Source organism: Nocardia abscessus (assembly GCF_015477775.1).
Lineage (GTDB): Bacteria > Actinomycetota > Actinomycetes > Mycobacteriales > Mycobacteriaceae > Nocardia > Nocardia abscessus_A.
Genome location: NZ_JADLQO010000003.1, coordinates 434818 through 454373 on the forward strand (window position 1 = coordinate 434818; position 19556 = coordinate 454373).

General features: G+C 69.8%; 15 protein-coding genes. 8 read left to right on the plus strand and 7 right to left on the minus strand.

The window, feature by feature from the left end; genetic code table 11:
* Nucleotides 1-80: 80 nt before the first annotated feature.
* On the plus strand, nt 81-1649 hold the full coding sequence (locus tag IU450_RS12545) for a flavin-containing monooxygenase (RefSeq protein ID WP_195149938.1): 1569 nt from the start codon (nt 81-83) through the stop codon (nt 1647-1649).
* Between the two features lie 11 nt (nt 1650-1660).
* Here IU450_RS12545 and IU450_RS12550 read toward each other — a convergent pair whose 3' ends face one another.
* Genes IU450_RS12550 through IU450_RS12565 form a run of 4 tightly spaced genes read right to left on the minus strand, consistent with a single transcriptional unit; the run spans nt 1661 to nt 4943 of the window.
* A complete protein-coding gene (locus IU450_RS12550) occupies nt 1661-2035 on the minus strand; it encodes a VOC family protein (protein ID WP_195149939.1) in 375 nt (124 codons plus the stop codon).
* Nucleotides 2032-3006, minus strand: coding sequence for an alpha/beta hydrolase (locus tag IU450_RS12555; RefSeq protein ID WP_195149940.1), 975 nt, complete (start codon nt 3004-3006; stop codon nt 2032-2034). Before IU450_RS12555 ends, IU450_RS12550 begins: the two co-directional genes overlap by 4 nt.
* 18 nt (nt 3007-3024) lie before the next feature.
* A complete protein-coding gene (locus IU450_RS12560; protein WP_195149941.1) occupies nt 3025-3783 on the minus strand; it encodes a glucose 1-dehydrogenase in 759 nt (252 codons plus the stop codon).
* A 32-nt stretch (nt 3784-3815) separates the two neighbouring features.
* On the minus strand, nt 3816-4943 hold the full coding sequence (locus IU450_RS12565) for an LLM class flavin-dependent oxidoreductase (RefSeq protein ID WP_195149942.1): 1128 nt from the start codon (nt 4941-4943) through the stop codon (nt 3816-3818).
* Between the two features lie 221 nt (nt 4944-5164).
* On the opposite strand from IU450_RS12565, the gene IU450_RS12570 reads away from it, so the two are divergent.
* Genes IU450_RS12570 through IU450_RS12585 form a run of 4 tightly spaced genes read left to right on the plus strand, consistent with a single transcriptional unit; the run spans nt 5165 to nt 9266 of the window.
* Nucleotides 5165-5920 carry a glucose 1-dehydrogenase gene (locus tag IU450_RS12570; RefSeq protein WP_195149943.1) on the plus strand — a complete coding sequence of 252 codons (756 nt, stop codon included), beginning with the start codon at nt 5165-5167 and terminating at the stop codon, nt 5918-5920.
* 13 nt (nt 5921-5933) lie between these two features.
* A complete protein-coding gene (kstD, locus tag IU450_RS12575; RefSeq protein ID WP_195149944.1) occupies nt 5934-7658 on the plus strand; it encodes a 3-oxosteroid 1-dehydrogenase in 1725 nt (574 codons plus the stop codon).
* The gene (locus IU450_RS12580) at nt 7658-8389 is read left to right on the plus strand and encodes a glucose 1-dehydrogenase (protein ID WP_195149945.1); all 732 of its coding nucleotides are present in this window, start codon (nt 7658-7660) and stop codon (nt 8387-8389) included. Before kstD ends, IU450_RS12580 begins: the two co-directional genes overlap by 1 nt.
* Before the next feature lie 58 nt (nt 8390-8447).
* Nucleotides 8448-9266: an SDR family NAD(P)-dependent oxidoreductase gene (locus tag IU450_RS12585; protein WP_195149946.1), complete on the plus strand. Its 819-nt coding sequence runs from the start codon at nt 8448-8450 to the stop codon at nt 9264-9266.
* A 224-nt stretch (nt 9267-9490) separates the two neighbouring features.
* Here the strand turns inward: IU450_RS12585 and IU450_RS12590 are convergent, their stop codons facing one another.
* A complete protein-coding gene (locus IU450_RS12590; RefSeq protein WP_195149947.1) occupies nt 9491-11095 on the minus strand; it encodes a FadD3 family acyl-CoA ligase in 1605 nt (534 codons plus the stop codon).
* A gap of 332 nt (nt 11096-11427) precedes the next feature.
* On the opposite strand from IU450_RS12590, the gene IU450_RS12595 reads away from it, so the two are divergent.
* Together IU450_RS12595 and IU450_RS12600 are read left to right on the plus strand one after the other, a co-directional pair.
* Nucleotides 11428-13590: a pyruvate, phosphate dikinase gene (locus IU450_RS12595; RefSeq protein ID WP_195149948.1), complete on the plus strand. Its 2163-nt coding sequence runs from the start codon at nt 11428-11430 to the stop codon at nt 13588-13590.
* On the plus strand, nt 13580-14368 hold the full coding sequence (locus IU450_RS12600; RefSeq protein WP_195149949.1) for a tyrosine-protein phosphatase: 789 nt from the start codon (nt 13580-13582) through the stop codon (nt 14366-14368). Before IU450_RS12595 ends, IU450_RS12600 begins: the two co-directional genes overlap by 11 nt.
* 108 nt (nt 14369-14476) lie before the next feature.
* On the opposite strand, the gene IU450_RS12605 is transcribed toward IU450_RS12600, so the two are convergent.
* Entirely contained in the window at nt 14477-15382 is a 906-nt protein-coding gene (locus IU450_RS12605; protein WP_324197648.1) for a tyrosine-protein phosphatase, read from the minus strand.
* Between the two features lie 79 nt (nt 15383-15461).
* Nucleotides 15462-17891, minus strand: coding sequence for a PEP-utilizing enzyme (locus IU450_RS12610; RefSeq protein ID WP_195149951.1), 2430 nt, complete (start codon nt 17889-17891; stop codon nt 15462-15464).
* Between the two features lie 136 nt (nt 17892-18027).
* Here IU450_RS12610 and IU450_RS12615 point away from each other — a divergent pair, with 136 nt between their 5' ends.
* Nucleotides 18028-19509, plus strand: coding sequence for an FAD-dependent oxidoreductase (locus IU450_RS12615; RefSeq protein WP_195149952.1), 1482 nt, complete (start codon nt 18028-18030; stop codon nt 19507-19509).
* The last annotated feature ends 47 nt before the right edge of the window (nt 19510-19556 follow it).

Consider the following 19556-nt stretch of genomic DNA (forward strand, 5'->3'; position numbering starts at 1 on the left):
GCCATCCAGACCGCTCCAGCCAACGAAGAGATTGGGGTAGCTGAGTGTTGACCATGGACTGATCGTGAAGGAGGAGGGTGATGAACGCGATGACCTGCACAGTGGCCGTCGTCGGCGCGGGCTTCGGTGGCATCGGGATGGGAGTCGGGTTACGACGGGCCGGGATCACCGACTTCGTGATCTTCGAGGGGGGCTGCGACGTCGGTGGCGTCTGGCGGGACAACACCTATCCGGGGTGCTCCTGTGATGTGCCCTCCCACCTGTACTCGTTCTCGTTCGCGCCCTACCGCAGTCGTCGCATCCGGTATCCGCGCCAGGGGGAGATCCTGGACTACCTGCGCCGGGTCGCCGCCGACCATGGTTTGGCGCCGCACCTGAAGTTGAACACCGCGATCATCGCGGCCACCTTTCTGGAAAGCCGGGGTTGCTGGGAACTGATCACTTCCTGTGGACAGCGCGTGCTCGCCGACGTCGTGATCTTCGCCGTGGGACAGCTGCACCGGCCGAACATCCCCGATATCGCAGGTCGGGCCGACTTCGCCGGAGCGTCTTTCCATTCCGCGCGATGGGATCACGACCAGGACCTACACGGGATGGACGTGGCCGTGATCGGCACCGGCTCGAGCGCGGCGCAGATGTTGCCCACCTTGGCCGCGACCGCCCGCCGCGTCCGTGTCTTCCAGCGCACACCGCACTGGGTCCTGCCCAAACCGCCGGACGATTTCGGACCGCTGGCCCGAGCGGCGTTGCGGCTGCCCGGCGCGCACGGTCTCTACCGCCGCGCCCTCTACTACGGCGCGGACGTCGTACTCGCGCCGATCATGCACCGGGGCTGGTCGGCTCGGCCCGCGGAATGGGCTGCGCGCCGCTACCTGCACAGCCGGATCTCGGACCCGCGGCTGCGCGCGAAGCTCACACCCGACTATCCGATCGGTGGCAAGCGCATCATCTTCGACAGCCACTACTACTCGGCGTTGACCAGCGACAACGTCGAGCTGATCACCGCACCCATCACCCGGATCGTGCCCGACGGCCTCCGCACCGACGACGGCGCACACCATCGCGCCGATGTGATCGTCTATGCCACCGGCTTCCGCGCCCCGGAATTCCTGATCCCGATCACCGTGCGCGGACGTGGGGGAGCGCTCCTGCACGACCAATGGCGCACCGGCGCGGCAGCGCTACTGGGTGTGGCGGTCCCCGGCTATCCGAACGCCTTCCTGATCGCCGGACCGAACAGCTTCAACCCGGCGGGCAGCAATCCGGGGATGAAGGAACACCAGATCGACTACATCATCCGCTGCCTGCGCTGGCGTGACCGCATCGGCGCGGCCGCCATCGAGGTTCGCGCAGCCGCGATGCGGGCGCACCAGCAGTGGATCGAGCGAGCTCTCGCGAAGACGGTGTGGCCCGCCACGGGGCGGAGCTGGTACAAGCACGACAGCGGGCGCGTCACCAATCCGTGGCCCGCCTCGGCCCGCACCTTCGAGCGCGCACTGCGGCGACCGCCCTCCGCGTCGTTCTGCGCTGTTCCGCTCGATCCGGCGACGTCCGATCGGACGTCACCGGACCGAGCGAAGCGGAGGAACGTCTCGGCCGAGCCGGTAGCGGCCGGACCGGAAACGACCGAGGCGATTCGCGCCGACTGAGGCGCCGGCGGCTACTGCGCCGGCTCGGTCGGCGCCCGCCCCGGTGTGACGGATTCGTAGAGGGCGACATGCCAGGCAGAGCCGGGCGCCGGGCGCAGGACCGCGCGTCGTTCGTGCGGGCCGGTGATCGGCGGTTGTGCATCGAACCCGTTGGCCCGCAGCCGGTTCAACACGGCATCGAGGTCGTCGACCTTGATCGCGAGGAACGCAGTGTCGTCGTCGCGGTCGGTGCCCGCGAGCATGACGCGGACGCCGTCGCTGTCGAACTGGGCCCAGCGGTCGCCGTCGAGGACGGTGGGTCCGGCGCCGAAGACGGCGGTCAGCAGGGCCACGGCGGCAGGGAGGTCGTCGGTGGGGAAGGCGGGGCCGATCCGCTGGATCGTCATGGGTGCTCCCTGGCAGTTCGTGGTGCGGGTTCGTTCCCGGCGTTCGCGGCACGAATCGCCGAGTGGGCGGCGGTGTTCGCCCGTTCCGACTCGGGCAGGTGGCCCGCCATGCTCATGAAGCCGTGGAACATCCCGTCGTATCGGTGGATCTCGGCTTCCACACCGGCGTTCCGCAGCCGCTGCCCGTAGTTTTCGCCCTCGTCGCGCAACGGATCGAACTCGGCGGTGACGATGTGTGCGGGCGGCAGTCCGGACAGGTCGGCGGTCAGCGGGTTCACGTACGGGTCGGCGCCGTCGTGCGAGCCGAGGTACTGACTCCAATACCAGCGCAGGTGCGCGGCGGTGGTGAAGTAGCCTTCGGCGTTCGCGCGGTAGGACTCGGTGGCGCAGGCCGGGTCGAGCATGGGATACAGCAGCAGTTGCCGGGCGATCCTCGGGCCGCCGCGATCCCGCGCCATCAGCGCCGTGACGGCGGCGAGATTGCCGCCCGCGCTGTCTCCGGCCACGACGAGGCGGGCGGGATCGCCACCCAACGACTCGGTGTGGTCGGCGACCCAGCGCAGCGCCGCGTACGCGTCCTCGGCCGCCGCCGGAAACCGGTGTTCAGGGGCTTGGCGGTAGTCCACCGACACCACGATCGCGTCCGCTCCGACGGCCATGGCCCGGCAGAACTGGTCATGGCTGTCGAGACTGCAGATCACGAATCCGCCACCGTGGCAGAACATCACGACCGGCGCCGACCGCGGTGCGCCTTCGGGCCGGTAGATCCGGACCCGGACCTCGGATTCGCCCGGTGGACCGGGAATACGCTGCTCCCGCACCTGCGCGACGGGAATCGGCTCTGCGGCGGGTGCGGGGCGAGCGGCGAGCAGCCGCCGCGCCTCTGCGGCGTCGAGCACTTCGGTGCCCAGTGCGGGGAACGCGGCGGCGGCGATATCGACGATCACCTGCGCCTCGGGTGTCAGCGGCATCGCGGCTCGCTCCTTCGGCTAGTGCTCGGCGCCGGGCGGCAGGAACTTGCCCGCCGCCAGGCCGCCATCGATCGTCACCTCGGCGCCGGTGATGTAGGCGGAGGCATCGGAGGCCAGGAACGCGACCAGTTCGGCGACCTCCTCCGGCGCCCCGGTGCGTTGCAGCGGCAGGGATGGGAAACTGCCCGGGCCGGTGGTGAGATACGGGACCATCGGGGTCGCGATCGGGCCGGGATGCACCGAGTTGACGCGAATTCCGGCCGGGCCCAGCTCCAGGGCGGCGATTTTGGTCAGGCCGCGCAATCCCCACTTCGACGAGCCGTAGGCGGAGTGCCCCATCAGCCCTTCCAGGCCCGCCTGCGAGGAGATGTTGACGATCGAGCCGCCACCTGCCCGCGTCATCGGACCGACCACCGCCTGGATACCGCGGAACGGGCCGACCAGATTCACGCGCAGAATCCGCTCGAGCTCCTCGGGCGAGGTCTCGGTCAGCGGCCGGGCGGTGTAGATGGCGGCGTTGTTCACCAGGACGTCCAGGCTGCCGAACGCCGAGAGCGCCAGGGCGGCGGCGGCATCCCAGTCGGCGCCGACGCTCACATCGTGCCGGACGAAACGCGCTGCCTCGCCGAGTGATTCGGCGAGCTCGGCGCCTTCGGCTGCGAGAACGTCGGTGATCACGACGCGCGCGCCGCGCTGCACGAACAGCCGCGCTTCGGCCGCGCCCTGTCCCCGGGCGCCGCCCGTGATCAGGGCGACCTTCCCATTGAGGTCAACCATGTGGAACTCCTCGATATGTCGGCGAATGCCGGTCAGCTGTTGCGGAAGTGAGGGATGACTTTCTCGCCCCAGTGCCGGATGGTCTCCAGGCACGCCTCTTGCGGCACGGTGCCCATCTGGATGAGGCAGAGGATCTCGTCGGCGCCCGCCGCCTGCAGCCGCTCGACGTAGGCGATGGCGTCCTCGGGGCTTCCGTAGGCGTGCTCGACATTGAAGACCGAGGTGGCGCCGGTCTGCACGGGGATCTTGGCCTCGTGCAGGTAGGCCACGTGGTCGTCGGCGGCCCGCTTGATCGCGGCGACCTCGTCGGCGTTCGGATCGACGGCCTCGTCGGGCGCCGGGCCCGCACCGTAGTAGTGCTTGATGGACTGGGCGAAGAAGCGCTGCCCGCGGGCGCCGATCTGCTGTGCCTTCTCCCGGTCGTCCAGGACGATGGTCGGGCACAGCGCCGCGAAGTGGTCGTTCACGACGGTGGACACGAACCGCTCACCGGTGCGGGCGGCGATCGCCTCGTCGTAGGTGCGCCGCAGTTCCGCGATCTCCTCCACGCCGGCGAAACCGAGGACCAGCGCACCGATTCCGTAGTCGGCGGCCATCTTCAGCGTGTCCTTCTTGGTGCAGGCCATGAACAGCGGCGGATGCGGCAGCTGCTGCGGACGCGGCAGCAGTGAATGCGGGGAGACCTGCAAAAGCTCACCGTGGTACTCGAATTCGGCTTCCGGATCCTGCCACGCCTTGCCGATCATCCGCAGCGACTCCTCGACCTCCTGATAGGTGCGCTCGGGGTCGACACCGCACATGGAGGTCTCGACCGGCGTCGCGCCACGGCCCGCGCCCAGGTTGAGCCGGCCACCGGACAGCACGTCGAGCATCGCGGCGCGTTCGGCCGCCCGCACCGGGTGGTTGAAGTTGAACGGCATGCACACCACGCCGTGTCCGATCCTGATCCGCTCGGTCTTGGCGGCCACCCAGGTCAGGAAGACTTCGGGGGCGCTCATGTGCGCGTACCACTTCAGGCCGTGGTGTTCGACGGCCCAGACGGTGTCGAACCCCATTCGGTCGGCGAGCACCGCCTGCTCCACGCAGTCACGCAGCACCTGGTGCTCGTGCTCGCGCGACGGGTCGGCCATCTGGGCTTCGAAGATCATCGAGAACTTCATCCGGTCTCCTTTTCGCTCGCCCGGTCGGGGCGTTGTCTGCGGTTTCGTCGAGGGGCTCGTCCCGGGGCGGGACCACCGAAAGCGGTATGCCTAATCGAAATATGACCGCCGGAACATCTCAGGTCAGGAGCTAGTCCCGCTGGCCGGGACCGTCCGGTGCCGGGGGTCGGTGGGCGTCCTAGCGTCGGTGAGCAAGCGATGGTCAGAGAGGACGGGAATCGGTGGGACAACTCGACGGCAAGGTGGCGCTGGTCACCGGCGGGGCGCGCGGTATGGGCGCCGAGCACGTGCGGCAGTTCGTCGCCCAGGGCGCGCGAGTGGTGTTCGGTGACGTACTCGATCACGAAGGAACGGCGCTGGCCGCCGAGCTGGGTGCCGCCGCGCGATACGTGCACCACGACGTGACCAGTGAAGCCGATTGGTCCGCCGCGGTGTCCGAGGCGGTCGGCCACTACGGGCGGCTCGACGCGGTGGTGAACAACGCGGGCATCCTGCGGTTCGTCCCGATCGTCGAGATGGGCCTGGCGGACTTCACCACGATCATGACGGTCAACGTGACCGGCACCTGGCTCGGCATCAAGACCGCCGCGCCCGCGCTCGCCGAGACCGGAGGCGGATCGGTCGTGAACGTCTCCTCGGTGGAGGGGTTCGTCGGCGCTGCCGGTCTGTCCGCCTACAGCGCGAGCAAGTTCGCGATTCGCGGTATCACCAAGTCGGCCGCCCGGGAACTGGGGCCCCTGGGCATCCGGGTCAATTCGCTGCATCCGGGCGGCATCGCCACCCCCATGACCGCGGGAGTCGCCGGAGCCTCCGGCGTCGACGGCGATGACTTCTTCGCGAGCCTGCCGATTCCGCGCTGGGGGCAGCCCGTCGAGGTCTCGCACGTGGCGGTGTTCCTGGCCTCGGACGCGGCCAGCTATTGCACCGGAGGCGAATTCGTCGTCGACGGCGGCATGCTCACCGGTTGCGGCTACTGACGGAAGCGATGCGATGACTCAGGAATTCGAATTCGACGTGGTAGTCGTCGGTTCCGGCGCGGCGGGCATGACCGCCGCCCTGACGGCCGCCTACCGTGGGCTGTCGGTGACGCTGATCGAGAAGAGCCGATCCTTCGGCGGGTCCACCGCACGATCGGGCGGCGGCATCTGGATCCCCAACAACCCGGTATTGCAGCGCGAGGGCGTGCCCGACAGCCCGGAGCTGGCCCGAACCTATCTCAAAGCCGTTGTCGGCGAGCGCGTTCCCGAAGCCAAACAGCTGGCGTTCCTGGACCGCGGCCCCGAGATGATGCGCTACCTCGGCGCCCGCAGCAAATACTGGGAGTTCGTCTACGACCGCGGCTACTCCGACTACCACCCGGAGTACCCCGGCGGCCTGGCCCAGGGACGAAGCATCGAGCCCGCGCCACTCGACGGCAGGCTGCTCGGCGGCGACCTGCACAAGATCAACCAACCCACCATGTCCGGTCCCAAGGGAATCGCCTTCACGGTCAGTGACTTCCACGACCTGAACATGATCGCCCGCACCTGGGCGGGCAAGCGCACCGCGATCAAGGTGGGTGTGCAGGCGGTGCGGAACAAGCTGCGCGGACGGTTGCCGCTGAGCCTGGGCAAGGCGCTCGCGGCCCGGCTGTGGTTGTCGCTGCGTGAGGCGGGTGTGCCGGTGTGGCTGAACACGCCGCTGACCGACCTGATCACCGAAGGCGACGCAGTGGTCGGCGTACGCGCCGAGCACGACGGGACACCGGTGGTGATCAAGGCGCGCCGCGGCGTGGTGCTGGCCGCGGGCGGCTTCGAGCACAACCTGGAGATGCGCAAGCAGTACCTCAGCGGTCCACAGTCCACCGAGTGGACCGTGGGCGCCACCGAAAACGTCGGGGAGGGCATCGTCGCAGGCCAGAAGGCAGGTGGCGCGGTCGATCTCATGGACGACGCCTGGTGGGGACCATCCGTGCGCAATCCCGACGGGCCGCCGTTCTTCTGTCTCGCCGAGCGTTCCCAGCCCGGCGGCATCATGGTCAACCACGCCGGTCGACGATTCGTCAACGAATCGGCTCCGTACGTGAACGTCGTGCACAAGATGTACGAGCGGGAAGCGACCGGCGGCGGCCACATTCCGGCGTACTTCATCATGGATCAGCGCTTCCGGGACCGGTACCTGTTCCTCGGGAACTTCCCCAAGCGCCCCCTGCCACAGAAATACCACGACGCCGGGATCATCGAGCAGGCCGCTACCCTCACCGAGCTCGCGGCGAAAATCGGTGTGCCCCCGGCGAATCTGACCGCCACCGTGGAGCGGTTCAACCGCTTCGCCCTGGCCGGTCGCGACGAGGACTTCCGCCGCGGCGACTCCGCCTACGACCGCTACTACGGCGACCCGACCGTGCGGCCGAACCCGTGTCTGGCCCCGATCGAGCAGGGCCCGTTCTACGCGGTCGAGATGGTGCCGGGCGATCTGGGCACCAAGGGCGGCTTGGTCACCGACGAGCACGCTCGCGTTCTCGGCGCCGACGACCGGCCGATCGCGGGCCTGTACGCGGCGGGCAACAACTCGGCCTCCGTGATGGGCAACGACTACGCCGGAGCGGGCGCGACCATCGGTCCTGCCATGGTGTTCGGCTACATCGCCGCCGATCACCTCGCAGGCGGTCACCCGCGCGGCACCGCGAAATCCCCCGCACAGGCTGCGGCGAACCGGACCGAAGGAGATTGTTGATGGGACGGGTGGACGGCAAGAACGTCATCGTGAGCGGCGGCGCCCGGGGCATGGGCGCGGCCTTCGCGCGACGACTGGTCGCCGAGGGCGCCACCGTGGTGATCACCGACGTCCTGGTGGACGAAGGCGCCGCGCTGGCCGCCGACCTGGGCGACGCCGCGACCTTCGTGCCGCTCGACGTCACCGACGAGTCCGCGTGGAACGACGTGGTCACCTACACCGAGAAGGTTTTCGGGCCGGTCTCCGGCCTGGTCAACAACGCGGGCATCGTGCACGTCGATCCGATCGAGCAGCTGGCGGAAGCCGACTTCCGCAGGGTGATCGACGTCAACCAGGTCGGGGTGTTCCTCGGCATGAAGGCGGTGCTCGGGTCCATGCGCCGGGCCGGTGGCGGCTCCATCGTCAACATCTCCTCGATCGGCGGCATCATCGCCTTCTCCAACATCCTCGGCTACACCGCGTCCAAGTGGGCCGTGCGCGGCATGACCAAGACCGCTGCGCAGGAATTCGCCGCCGACGACATTCGCGTCAACTCGGTGCACCCCGGTGTCGTGGCCACGGAGATGACCGCCGATTCGGCACGCTCACAGGGCATGTCGGGCAACCAGCCGATCCGTAGGCCTGGCCGGCCGGAGGAGCTGGCCAACCTGGTGCTGTTCCTGGTCAGCGACGAGTCGAGCTTCAGCACCGGTTCGGAATTCGTCGCCGACGGCGGCTACACGTGCCTGTGACAACGCCCCGCAGGACAACCTGGCGGCCCGACCGCCGAGCGAGACAAGGAAATCAACCGTGAAGAACTTCGAGGGCAGGACCGCGGTGATCACCGGCGCGGGCGCCGGTATCGGCCGGGCCGTGGCGGTCGAACTCGCCCGCCGCGGCGCGCGGCTGGCGCTGTCGGGCCGCAACGTGGACAACGTCGCCGAGACCGCGGCGCTGTGCGGCAAGGAAGGCGCCCAAGCCCGCGCCTACAAGCTGGACGTCACCGACCGGGACGCCGTCTATCGCCACGCCGACGAGGTGGCCGGTGACTTCGGCGGGATCAACTTGGTCGTCAACAACGCCGGAGTCTCGCTGACCGCCAACGTGGAAGAACTCAGCTGGGCGGACTTCGAATGGATCGTCGGCATCAACTTCTGGGGCGTCGCGTACGGCACCAAGGCGTTCCTGCCCCATGTGATCGCCTCCGGTGACGGGCACATCGCCAACGTGTCGAGTATGTTCGGCCTGGCCGCTTGCCCCAGCCAGGGCGCCTACAGCGCGACGAAGTTCGCGATCCGGGCCTTCACCGACGCGCTGCGGCAGGAGATGAACATCGCCGGGCACGCGGTGGGCGTCAGCAGCGTCCACCCGGGCATGATCAAGACCGAGATCGCCTGGAAGGCGCGCGCGGGCGGCGACCGCGATCGCGACGCGCTGGCCGCCAACTTCGACCGGCTGGCCAAGACCACCCCCGAGCAGGCCGCGCGGGTCATCGTGAACGGCATCCGCAAGAACAAGGCGAAGATATTGATCGGCACGGACGCGCATGTGATCGACTGGCTGCCGAGAATTTTCGGCGCCGGATACCAGAAGATCCTGACCGCCCAGATGAAGAACGAAGTCGCTTAGCGATTTCGGCCGAATTGCGAGACCGCCCCGGCTTTCGTAGCGAGCTGGGGTTTCGTGAGCGAAGCAGCGCGGTGGCCGCCGGGCCGGCGTCGCTGGACGCCGTCGACGTGGCAGCCGCGGCAGCGGTGTACGTCGACGGTGTTCCGGTGGTCGGGCTCGCCACCGAGCGCGACCATGCGCGTCGCACGCTGATCGCCGTGCGGACGGCGGATGCCACCGGGCGCTCAGTATCGCGCCGCAGACGAACGCAGGACGCGTTTGAGAACCTTCCCACCCGCGTTGCGGGGTAGGGACGCCACGAACTCGATGCGGCGCGGGACCTTGTATCCGGCCATCCGGGTTCGCGCCCACGCGGTGATGTCCGCCGCGTCGATGGGCACCGGTCCGTTGCATACGACGAAGGCGCACCCCACTTCACCCAGTCGGCGGTCGGGGACGCCGACCACTGCCGCTTCGCGAATACCCGGATGGGTGAGCAGGATTCGCTCGATCTCGGCGGGATAGGCGTTGAAACCGCCGACGATGAACATGTCCGCGAGGCGGTCGGTGACGCGCAGGTAGTCGTCGCCGTCCAGGATGCCGATGTCACCGGTGTGCAACCAGCTCTCGGAATCCACGGCGGTCGCGGTGGCGTCGGGATCATCGAGGTAGCCGCGCATCACGTTGGGACCACGAACCACGATCTCGCCGGGCTCACCGGCCGGTACGGGCCGACCGGACCTGTCCACGACGCGAACCCGCACCCCGGGCAGTGCTTTTCCCACGGTGCCCGCGACGAGATCCGCGGGCGCGTCGGGCGAGCAAACCGTGGCGACGCCGGTCGATTCGGTCAGCCCGTAGCCGGTGAACACCTTCTCCACACCCAGATCACGGCGGATCCGCTCCACCAACCCGCTCGGCACGCTCGCTCCACCTGTGCCCGCCAGCCGCAGTGAACTCAGATCACGGTCGACGCGCCGGTCGCAGGCGAGCAGGTCGTGAAAGAGCGTCGGGGGACCCGTCAGCACGGTGATCCGCTCGCGCTCGACGACGCCGAGCACCTGCGCGGGATCGAATCGGGGCACCGGCACCATGGCGGCGCCGCGCAGCAGACACGCGATGATCCCCGCCTTGTATCCGAAGGTGTGGGCGAACGGGTTGACCAGCAGATACCTGTCGTCGCCGTCGAGCGACACCGCATCGGCCCAGCGGGTGAACGCCTCGATCGTCTGCCGGTGGGTGGCGGGCACACCCTTCGGCACGCCCGTGGTGCCGGAGGTGAACAGGATGTCGGAGACCGCCTCCGGATCCACGGCCGAACTCCGCGCCTCGGCCTCCCGCACAGATACGCCGGTACCGAGCGCGAGAAACCGAGACCACGACAGCGCATCGAGCCCCTCGTCCCGGGTGTCGTCGAGGTGAATCGTCGTCCGCAGATCCGGCAGCGCGTGCCCCGAATCTCGCAACATTCCCACGTAGTCGTTGCCGAGGAAGTCGCCGGAGGTGAACAGCATGCGGCTTCGGCTACGAGCGAGGAGGTCGGCCGCGTCGCAACCGCGTAGCCGAGTGCTGATCGGGACGAGCGTCGCCCCCGCTGCGAGTGCGCCGAGCGCGGCGATCACCCAGCGCGCACCGTTGGGCGCCCAGATCGCTACCCGATCGCCTGGTCGCACCACCGATCGCGCCATCATCGCCCGCGTGACGCGCTGTGCCGCGGCGGCGAGTTCGGCGTAGGTGAGCTGCCGCCGCGGGGTCACGACCGCGACGCGTGCGCCGTCGCGCCGTGCCCGGTCGGCCAGCACCGCGGGAATCGTCGCGAGCTCACCGGTCGCTTCGCGCCGTCGATCCATGGGGCGATCGTGCCGGACCAACCGCTCGATGCGGTCCGATCACCGCCACATATCCCGCTGACCGGGAACCTTCCTTCTCGAGACACCCGCACGGTGTCGAGCAGATAATCGCGCGCTGTCGCCTATCGGCGGCCCTGGGACCTGCTCGAACGGGCGTGGTCGTCGATCCTGCTGAGCGGGACCACACCTACGGCATGTGACCGCCGGCACGGCACGCTCGAATCGGGCGACAGGTGTGCGCGCCGCGGTTCGCACCCGGCACGACACAGTCCGCTGTACGAGATCCGAATCGCGCTGGGGCGCGCAGTGTTCAGTGAGTGCTAAGGAGTGACATGACCGCCGGAGCAGAGCTAGCGGAGCGAAACGACGAGGCAGCGGGCGCGGCGGCGGTCGTCGAACTCGACGGCGCCTGTTCGCTGTCCCGGGACCGGATCGGCGGGAAAGCGTGGAGCGTCAACCGCATGCGCGCACTCGGTCTTTCCGTGCCGCCCGCGTTCGTCATCACCATCGACGGCTGGGCCGACTTCGCGGCGCGCGGGGTGATCAGCGAGGACATCTGGCGCTCGGTCCGCGCGGGCATCACCGCGCTGGAACGGGGTACCGGACGGACCTTCGGATCCGGCGCCCGCCCGCTGCTGGTGTCGGTGCGCTCGGGTGCGGCGGTGAGCATGCCCGGGATGATGGACACGGTGCTGAACCTCGGAATGAACGAGGTTGTCGCAGGAGCGCTGGCGGCGGAGACCGGGAACTCGGACTACGCGGTCGATACCCGGGAACGTTTTCGCACCCAATATCGCGAGACCGTGCTGGGTGACCCGGCGGGCGCGGTGCCAGAGGACCCGTGGGAGCAGTTGCGCGCGGCCATCAGCGCCGTGTTCCGGTCCTGGGATTCGCCCCGGGCGCAGACCTACCGGCGCAATCGCGGCGTGCCCGGAACCCTGGGCACCGCGGTGACGGTGCAGGCCATGGTGTTCGGCAATCTCGACGAGAAATCCGGCACCGGCGTGCTGTTCAGCCGCAACCCGAACACCGGGGAGCGCGCGATGTTCGGTGAATGGCTGGTCGGGGGGCAGGGGGAGGACGTGGTGTCGGGCCGGACCACCCCGAGGCCGCTGGAGGAGCTGGCCGCCTCGCTGCCGCAGGTCCACCGCGAACTCGTCGCGGCGGCCGACCTGTTGGAACGCGACGGCCGCGATATCCAGGACATCGAATTCACCGTCGAGTCCGGCGCACTGTGGCTGTTGCAGTCCCGCCCCGCCAAGCGCTCGGCGCGGGCGGCTGTGCGGGCCGCGGTGGCGATGGCCGAGGAGAACCTCATCGGGACGGACGAGGCGCTGAGCCGGGTCACCGCCGAGCAGGTGCGGGCCGTGCTGCGTCCGGCGACCGGCGAGTACACCGGAACACCGCTGGCCCGCGGCGAATCCGCTTGCCCGGGACTGGCGACGGGCATCGTCGTGAGCGATCCGCACGAGGCTGAGCGCCGCGCGGAGGCAGGCGAGGACGTGATCCTGGTGCGCCCGACCACCAGCCCCGACGATCTGCACGGCATGATCGCCGCTCGGGGGATCGTCACCGGGCTGGGCGGCGTCACGTCGCATGCCGCGCTGGTCAGCCGTGAAATCGGCAGGCCGTGCGTGGTGGGCTGCGGTCCGGGTGTCGTCGCGGCGCTCGTCGGCACGCTCGTCACCGTGGACGGGGGCGCGGGCACGGTGTGGCCGGGCCGCGTCGAAGGCCGAGCCGTCGACGCGAGCACCCTCGCCGACGCGAGCAGGCTGGCCGGCTGGGCGGGCACCGACGTCGACGGGTTGGCGGGGTGGCTGGACGCGCGGGCGGCCGACGGCCCCGCCCGAACGGAGGCGGAGCCCTCGGCGACGGTGACCGAGATTCCCGACCTCGATCTGCTGCGGCTGATCGGGATCAAAGGCCGTGCCGCCCACGACGCGCTCGCCGCGGGCGTCGGTGGGGCAGTCGAGCCCGTCGCCGCCCGATGCGAGGAGCTGGTGGTCCGGGGCCTGTGCGCCGCGACGCCGATCGGTGTGCGCCTCACACCAGAAGGCAGACAGCACTTGGACGGCCTGCTGGCGACCGAGCGGCGGGCGGTCGACCGGGCTCGGATCGCCTCCGTCTATGCCGAATTCTGTGCTTTCAACGGCGATCTCAAGGCAATCGTGACCGCGTGGCAGATGAAGGATCCGGCCACTGTCAACGATCACGCCGACACCGACTACGACGGTGCGGTACTGGCCAGGCTGAGCGAACTGCACCGTGCGGTGCAGCCGCTGCTGCGGCGGATCGGCGACGTCGCGCCTCGGCTGACCCGTTACTCCGCTCGGTTCGCGCAGGCGATCGAGCGGATCGCAGCCGGTGAGCACGCCTGGGTCGCGCGGCCCGTGCTGGACAGCTACCACACCGTGTGGTTCGAGCTGCACGAAGACCTGATCGGACTGTGCGGCCTGAGCCGCGCCGACGAGGCGGCGGCCGGCCGTGCCCACTGAGACCGCGGGAGAAGCCACTGTGCCGGAGGATCGGTGGGTCGAGTTCGCCCAGATCGACAACGTGCGTGATCTGGGCGGGCTGCCCGTGCAGGGCGGCGGGACCACCCGCTTCGGGGTGGTCTACCGATCCAGCACTCCGCAGCACCTCACCGAAACCGATCTGGCGAAACTGCTCGGACCGCTCGGCCTGCGCACGCTGATCGATCTGCGATTGCCCGACGAGGTGGAGCGCGAGGGCTACGGCCTGCTGGCAGGCACGGATGTGCGGCGGGTCTGCCTTCCGGTGCGCAAGTCGCCGCAATCCTCGCTGGCGGCGAGGGATCTGGTCCCCGACGCGGGCCGGGTCGACTTGGTGGACCTCTACGGCAAGCTGCTGGCCGGCAGCGCCGACTCCATCCTGGCGGCCGTGCGGCTCGTCGTCGACGCGGGCGGCCATTCGGTGCTGTTCCACTGTGCCGCGGGCAAGGACCGTACCGGTGTGCTCGCCGCGGTGCTGCTCGACGCGGTCGGCGTGCCGCCGGAGGCGATCGCGGTGGACTACGCGCTCACCGGTGAACGCATGCAGCGGGTCCGTGACCGGCTCGACGCGCTCCCGTCCTACGCGGGCCTGCCCCCGGTCAGCACCGGCATCCTCGGTGTCGAAGCCGACGTGATGCGGCGCTTCCTCGCCACCCTGTCCACCGAACACGGCGGCGCTGGCGAATGGTTGCTGACCAGCGGTTTGAGCCGGGCGGAGCTGACCCGGCTGCGCGAAGTATTGACCGCGCCGGAAGGGTGATCCGCGCTCGCGCTACTTCTGGACACGAGCAGCCGTGACGATCGACAGCGCGGACAGACGAGAGAGCGGGCCGGTGGATACCATCCACCGGCCCGCTCTCGTCTACGACTACCGAGGCAGCAGCGCGGCTTTCAGCGCCTCGAGTGTCGCGCCGTCGATGCCGAGCCCGTCGGCGAGGAACCGGTCGAACGACCCGAACGACGCACCCGCCTGGTCGAAGGCGGCGTCGAGGAACTCAGCGCTCACGCCGAGGATCGGTTCGAACAGCGCGGGATCGGTGACCAGACCTTTGGCCATCAGACCGTCCATCAGCGCCTTGTTGCCCGCGGCCAGGTTGTCGTTCGATGCCAGATAGTCCTTGTACACCTGGCCCTTCGGGACACCGAGCGCCGTCATCAGGATCGCGGTCATCCAGCCGGTGCGGTCTTTGCCCGCGGTGCAGTGGAAGAGCACCGGCCCGTTCGCGGTCGCGATATCGCGGATGGCGGCCCCGAACTGCGTGCGGGCCGTGGCGTCGGTGACGAGCCAGCGGTAGTAGTCGCGCATGATGCCTGCGGCTTTGCCGTCACCGAACATCTGCTGCTGCACCGCCGGACCGCCCTGCACCGCCTTGCCCACCATCAGGTAGAAGTCGTTGGCCGGGTCGTACACCGGACGCGCGAGCGAAGGAATCGACGCGGGCAGTTTGTCGGGGTTGGCCCCGGCCTCCGCCGGGCTGCGGAAATCGATCACCTTGGTGATGCCGGAGGTCACCAGCTTCTGCTGGTCGGCGCCGGTGAGCTTGTCCAGGGCGTCGGTGCGGAAGACGACGCCCGTACGCAGTTTGCCATTGCCCTGGGTGGGATAGTCACCGATATCCCGGGCATTCGGCGCTGCCGATAGGTGCATGGAACGGTCGTGCACGGTGTGCACGAGCCCCGGGCCCGCCAGCGCGGTCGTGGTGGACGGGAATACGGCGATCAATGCGGCGGCGACACCGGTCACCGCACCGCGAATGGCACGCGAAATCGTCACTGGATCATTCCTTCCATAGGGTCGCGGCCCGGCGACGCCGAGCCGGCAGGTGGCCGGAGTGCGCGACCCCGGCCACAGCTCAGGCGTCGGCGAGCAGGGTGACCGTGCCGGCCGATCCGTCGACGCGCACCCGCTGGCCATCGGCCAGGCTGGCGCTCGCGGTCTTGGTGTCCACGACGCAGGGGATGCCGAATTCCCGGGCCACGATGGCGGCGTGCGAAGCCGAGCCGCCGATGTCGGTGACCACCGCGGCGGCGTAGGCGAACATCGCGGTGTGCCCGGTGTCGGTGACCGAGGCCACCAGGATGTCGCCCGGCTCGATGTCGTCGTCGAGGGACAGCACGCGTTTCACCGTGCCCTCCACGACCCCGGGGCACACGCCGATACCGGTAAGGCTCTCTCCGGGCGCCAGAGCGTCCGCGTCCGGTAGCGGCGCCCAATCGCCCGCGATGACATCCGGCATCCGCACGCCCTGCAAGCGCGTCAGCTCCGCCCGTCGTCGTGCTACGCGCTCGGCCATGTCGGCGGGCGCCCAGAGGATCTCATCGAGCGTGAGGAAGCAGGCGTCCTCGGCTTGCTGTAGCCGCCCGGCCCGGATCAGCCGTTCCGCTCGCTCGCGCACGGCCAGGCGCAGGCAGTGGGTGTACCGGACGACGGCATCGCGGACGCGTTCGCGCGCCATCGTCGCTCCGGCCGCCATCCGCGCGGTGCGCACCGGCGCCGGGTCGACCGGCTCCCGCTTGGGTGCTGGCATCTCGGCAGCTCGCGCGGCGGCGATCACCAGCAGTTCGGGTCGATCGCCGAACGTCGGGTTGAGCAGTTCGCACTCACCTGGGCCGCGGTGCCCGATCTTCCGGAGTTCCTCGTCCAGGGCGGCGGAGAATGCCGGGGAGATCGCCCGCGCCGCGGTGACGTCCCCCGCGTGTGCCGCTTTGTGCAACGCGGTGTCGGTGCGGCACAACTCGGCGAGCCGTTCGACGGCGAGCATCGTCCGGGCCGACTCCAGCCGCTCCAGATCGATCGGCACGGGCGCGGATTCCTTGCCACGGGAATGGATGGCCGTCGCCGCGCCGGTCATCATCACGCCGATGGATGCCGCCGCCCAGGACTGATTCAGCCGGTCCCGCCACAGCAGTGCTCTGGCATGGAGTTGCTCGTCGGTGAGTTCGCGAATCGCATCGGCGCCCAGGCATTCCCGATGCGCCGCGGCGTTGATCCCGTCGGTGGTCTCGCGATACCGCAGCGCGGTGCGCAGCACCCGGCCTGCCGCGCGCCAGGTGGCACGGGTACTGGCGAAGCCGGTCGGAGTGGGTGGTTTCCCGTGCGGGGTCAGGGAGATCTCCGCCGGGATGTTGCCGTAGACGTCGCGACGGATGCTCTGCTCGTCCCAGCCCGGCATGTTCTCCGCGGCAAGCACGCCGATGGAGGCGTTGATGTAGATGTGGTGGCCGAGCACGGTCGTGACGCGACTGGTCCAGTGCTCCAGCGCGATTCCGTCCAGCGCGATCATCCGGCCCATCGCCGCGTTGGCCAGCCGGATCGCGCCCGCTTGCAGGTCGACGGTCAGCGGTGTCAACGGCCCGGGCAGCGCCTCGGAGGTATTCGTCGCGGTGTGCACGGGATAGGCCGGGTCGACCCGATCGTCGAACTCGCCCTCGAGTCCCTCCGGTGCGACCGACACCAGGGAATGCCCGTCGGATGTGCTCGCCCGAGTGGGTATCACGTAGCCGGGCAGGGGGATCGCGCCGGTTTCGGTGACGAAGTCGTCCCCGTCGAACCTGCGGCCGACGAGACCGCGGACGATGTCGGCGGCGACATCCGAGGCGTTCCAGCCACAGCGGAATCCCCACTCGTCGCGCGCCGCCGTCGCGTCCACCAGCGGTACGTCCCGGGTACGGGACACCCATCGGGACGTCCGCGTCCCTGCCGCCCGGACGATGCGGCGCGCGTCCTCGTGCGAAATCACGCCGGAAGCGGCCAGTTCCACAACGCCGGTGCGCGGCGACCCTGCGGCCAGCACCAGGAAACGTTCGAAGTCATCGGTGTGCAGCACCTGCGGCCCGCTCGCCCTACGAGCACCCAGCAACGGCGCCAGGATGCGCCAATTCTCGCGCTCGATACGCCTGCCCGCGACCGGCGCGGTGCGCACGATCAGCGCCTGGACCCCGCTGGATCGGACGACGTCGGTGGCCATCGAATCCGAACCTGTGACCACGGGGACCACGATCCGGGCTCCGGCGGCTCGAGCCGCCTCGGCGATCGCGGCGAGCGAACCGCCGAGGTGCACCACCGTCGCGCAACCGGCGACGGCCTGCGCACAGGTCGATGGACCGGCCGGATCGCCCGTGATCACCTGGACCCGGGGGTCGACAAACCGGTGCCGCGCGCGGTCGAGCCCGACGACTTCGTGACCGGCGGCCAGCAGCATGCGCGCCACCGCGCGACCGGTCGGATCGGAAACTCCGGTGACCAGGACCCGCATGAACAATTCCTCCTCGCTGGCGTCCACGCAGACGTGACGCCGTTCACACACCATCGCCACCGGGCGTCCGAGCGACGGCCCGCAGTCCCGATGAACGGGACCGGTGGGTCGCTCACCAGGACGGGCGCGCTGCCACCTCCCGCGGAAGGGGAAGGTCGTTGCCATGAGTGGTCGGAATTCGGTCGCGCCCCGGGATGTCGCCGACATACGCGCCTACGACATCGAGACCGACGTGCTGGTGGTCGGCTACGGATGCGCAGGGGCCGCGGCGGCATTCGAAGCGGCGACGGCGGGCGCGCGGGTGCTGGTACTCGATCGGATGGGTGGCCCTGGTGGCGCGTCGGCCCTGTCCGGCGGCGAGATCTACCTCGGCGGCGGCACGCCCGTCCAGCAGGCGTGCGGATTCGACGACGACCCGGCGGCCATGGCCGCCTTCCTCGGCGCCGCGCTCGGTCCCGGCGCCGACCTGGACAAGATCGCTCGTTACAGCGAGGACAGCGTCGCGCATTTCCACTGGCTGGCCGATCGCGGCGTGCCGTTCAAACCCACCCTGTGGGACGCGCCCACCTGGGTGCCGCCCACGGACGACGGGCTCATGTGGCTGGGGGAGAACAGCAGGCCGTTCGCCGAACTCGCCAGGCCCGCGCCACGCGGTCATCGCCCCACCGCCGACGACTTCGGCGGCAGACTGCTGATGGACTGCCTTGCCGAAGCCGTCCGATCCGCCGGTGCGACAACTCTTTTCGACACCCGCGCGACCAGCCTGATCGTCGCGGGCGACGGCACGGTCGCCGGTGTCGTGGCCCGGCGGTACGGCGTGGAGCTGGCCGTGCGCGCCCGCCGCGGTGTGGTGCTGACCACCGGCGGATTCGTCGACAACGACGCCATGCTCGCCGCCCACGCACCGAAACTGCTGGGGCACACCAAGGTGAGCGCGGGCACCGACGACGGCAGCGGCATCCGGATGGCGCAGGTGATCGGCGCGGGCGTGCGGCACATGGCCACCGGCCAGGTCGGCATCTCGCTCATCCCCGGCCTCGCCGCGCGCGGCATGGTCGTGAACGGCCACGGGCAGCGGTTCGTCAACGAGGACACCTATCCCGGTCGCATCGGTCAGGCGGCGCTGTTCGGCCAGGGCATGGACACCTGGGTCGTGCTGGACGAACGGGCCTACGACGAGGTGCCGGAACAGCAGCGGTGGGGCGTGCGGCCCACACACGTGGCCGAAACGGCCGAGGAACTCGCCGACCTCATGGGCGTGCCGGGTGCCGCGCTGCGCGACACCGTCCGCCGGTACAACGCGTTCGCCGCGGACGGCACGGATCCCGAGTTCGGGAAGGCGTCGCGCTGGGTGCGCCCGCTCGAGCCTCCGTTCGCCGCGATCGACGTGAAGGCGGGAGTCCGGCCACCGGCGCAGGCGGGTGATCGCCGCGGTACCGGCGCCTCCGTCTTCACCCTCGGCGGCCTGCACACCTCGCTCGACGGCGCCGTGCTCGACATCGACGGCGCCGCGATCCCAGGGCTGTTCGCCGCCGGGCGCGCCGCGAGCAACCTGCACGGCGAGGGCTACATCAGCGGTACGTCGCTGGGCGACGGCACGTTCTTCGGCCGCCGCGCGGGCGTCGCCGCCGCCCGCGAGAGCTGATCGCGGCCGTGGGTTCCGATCATCGGGATGGATCGGTTCCCGGAGCA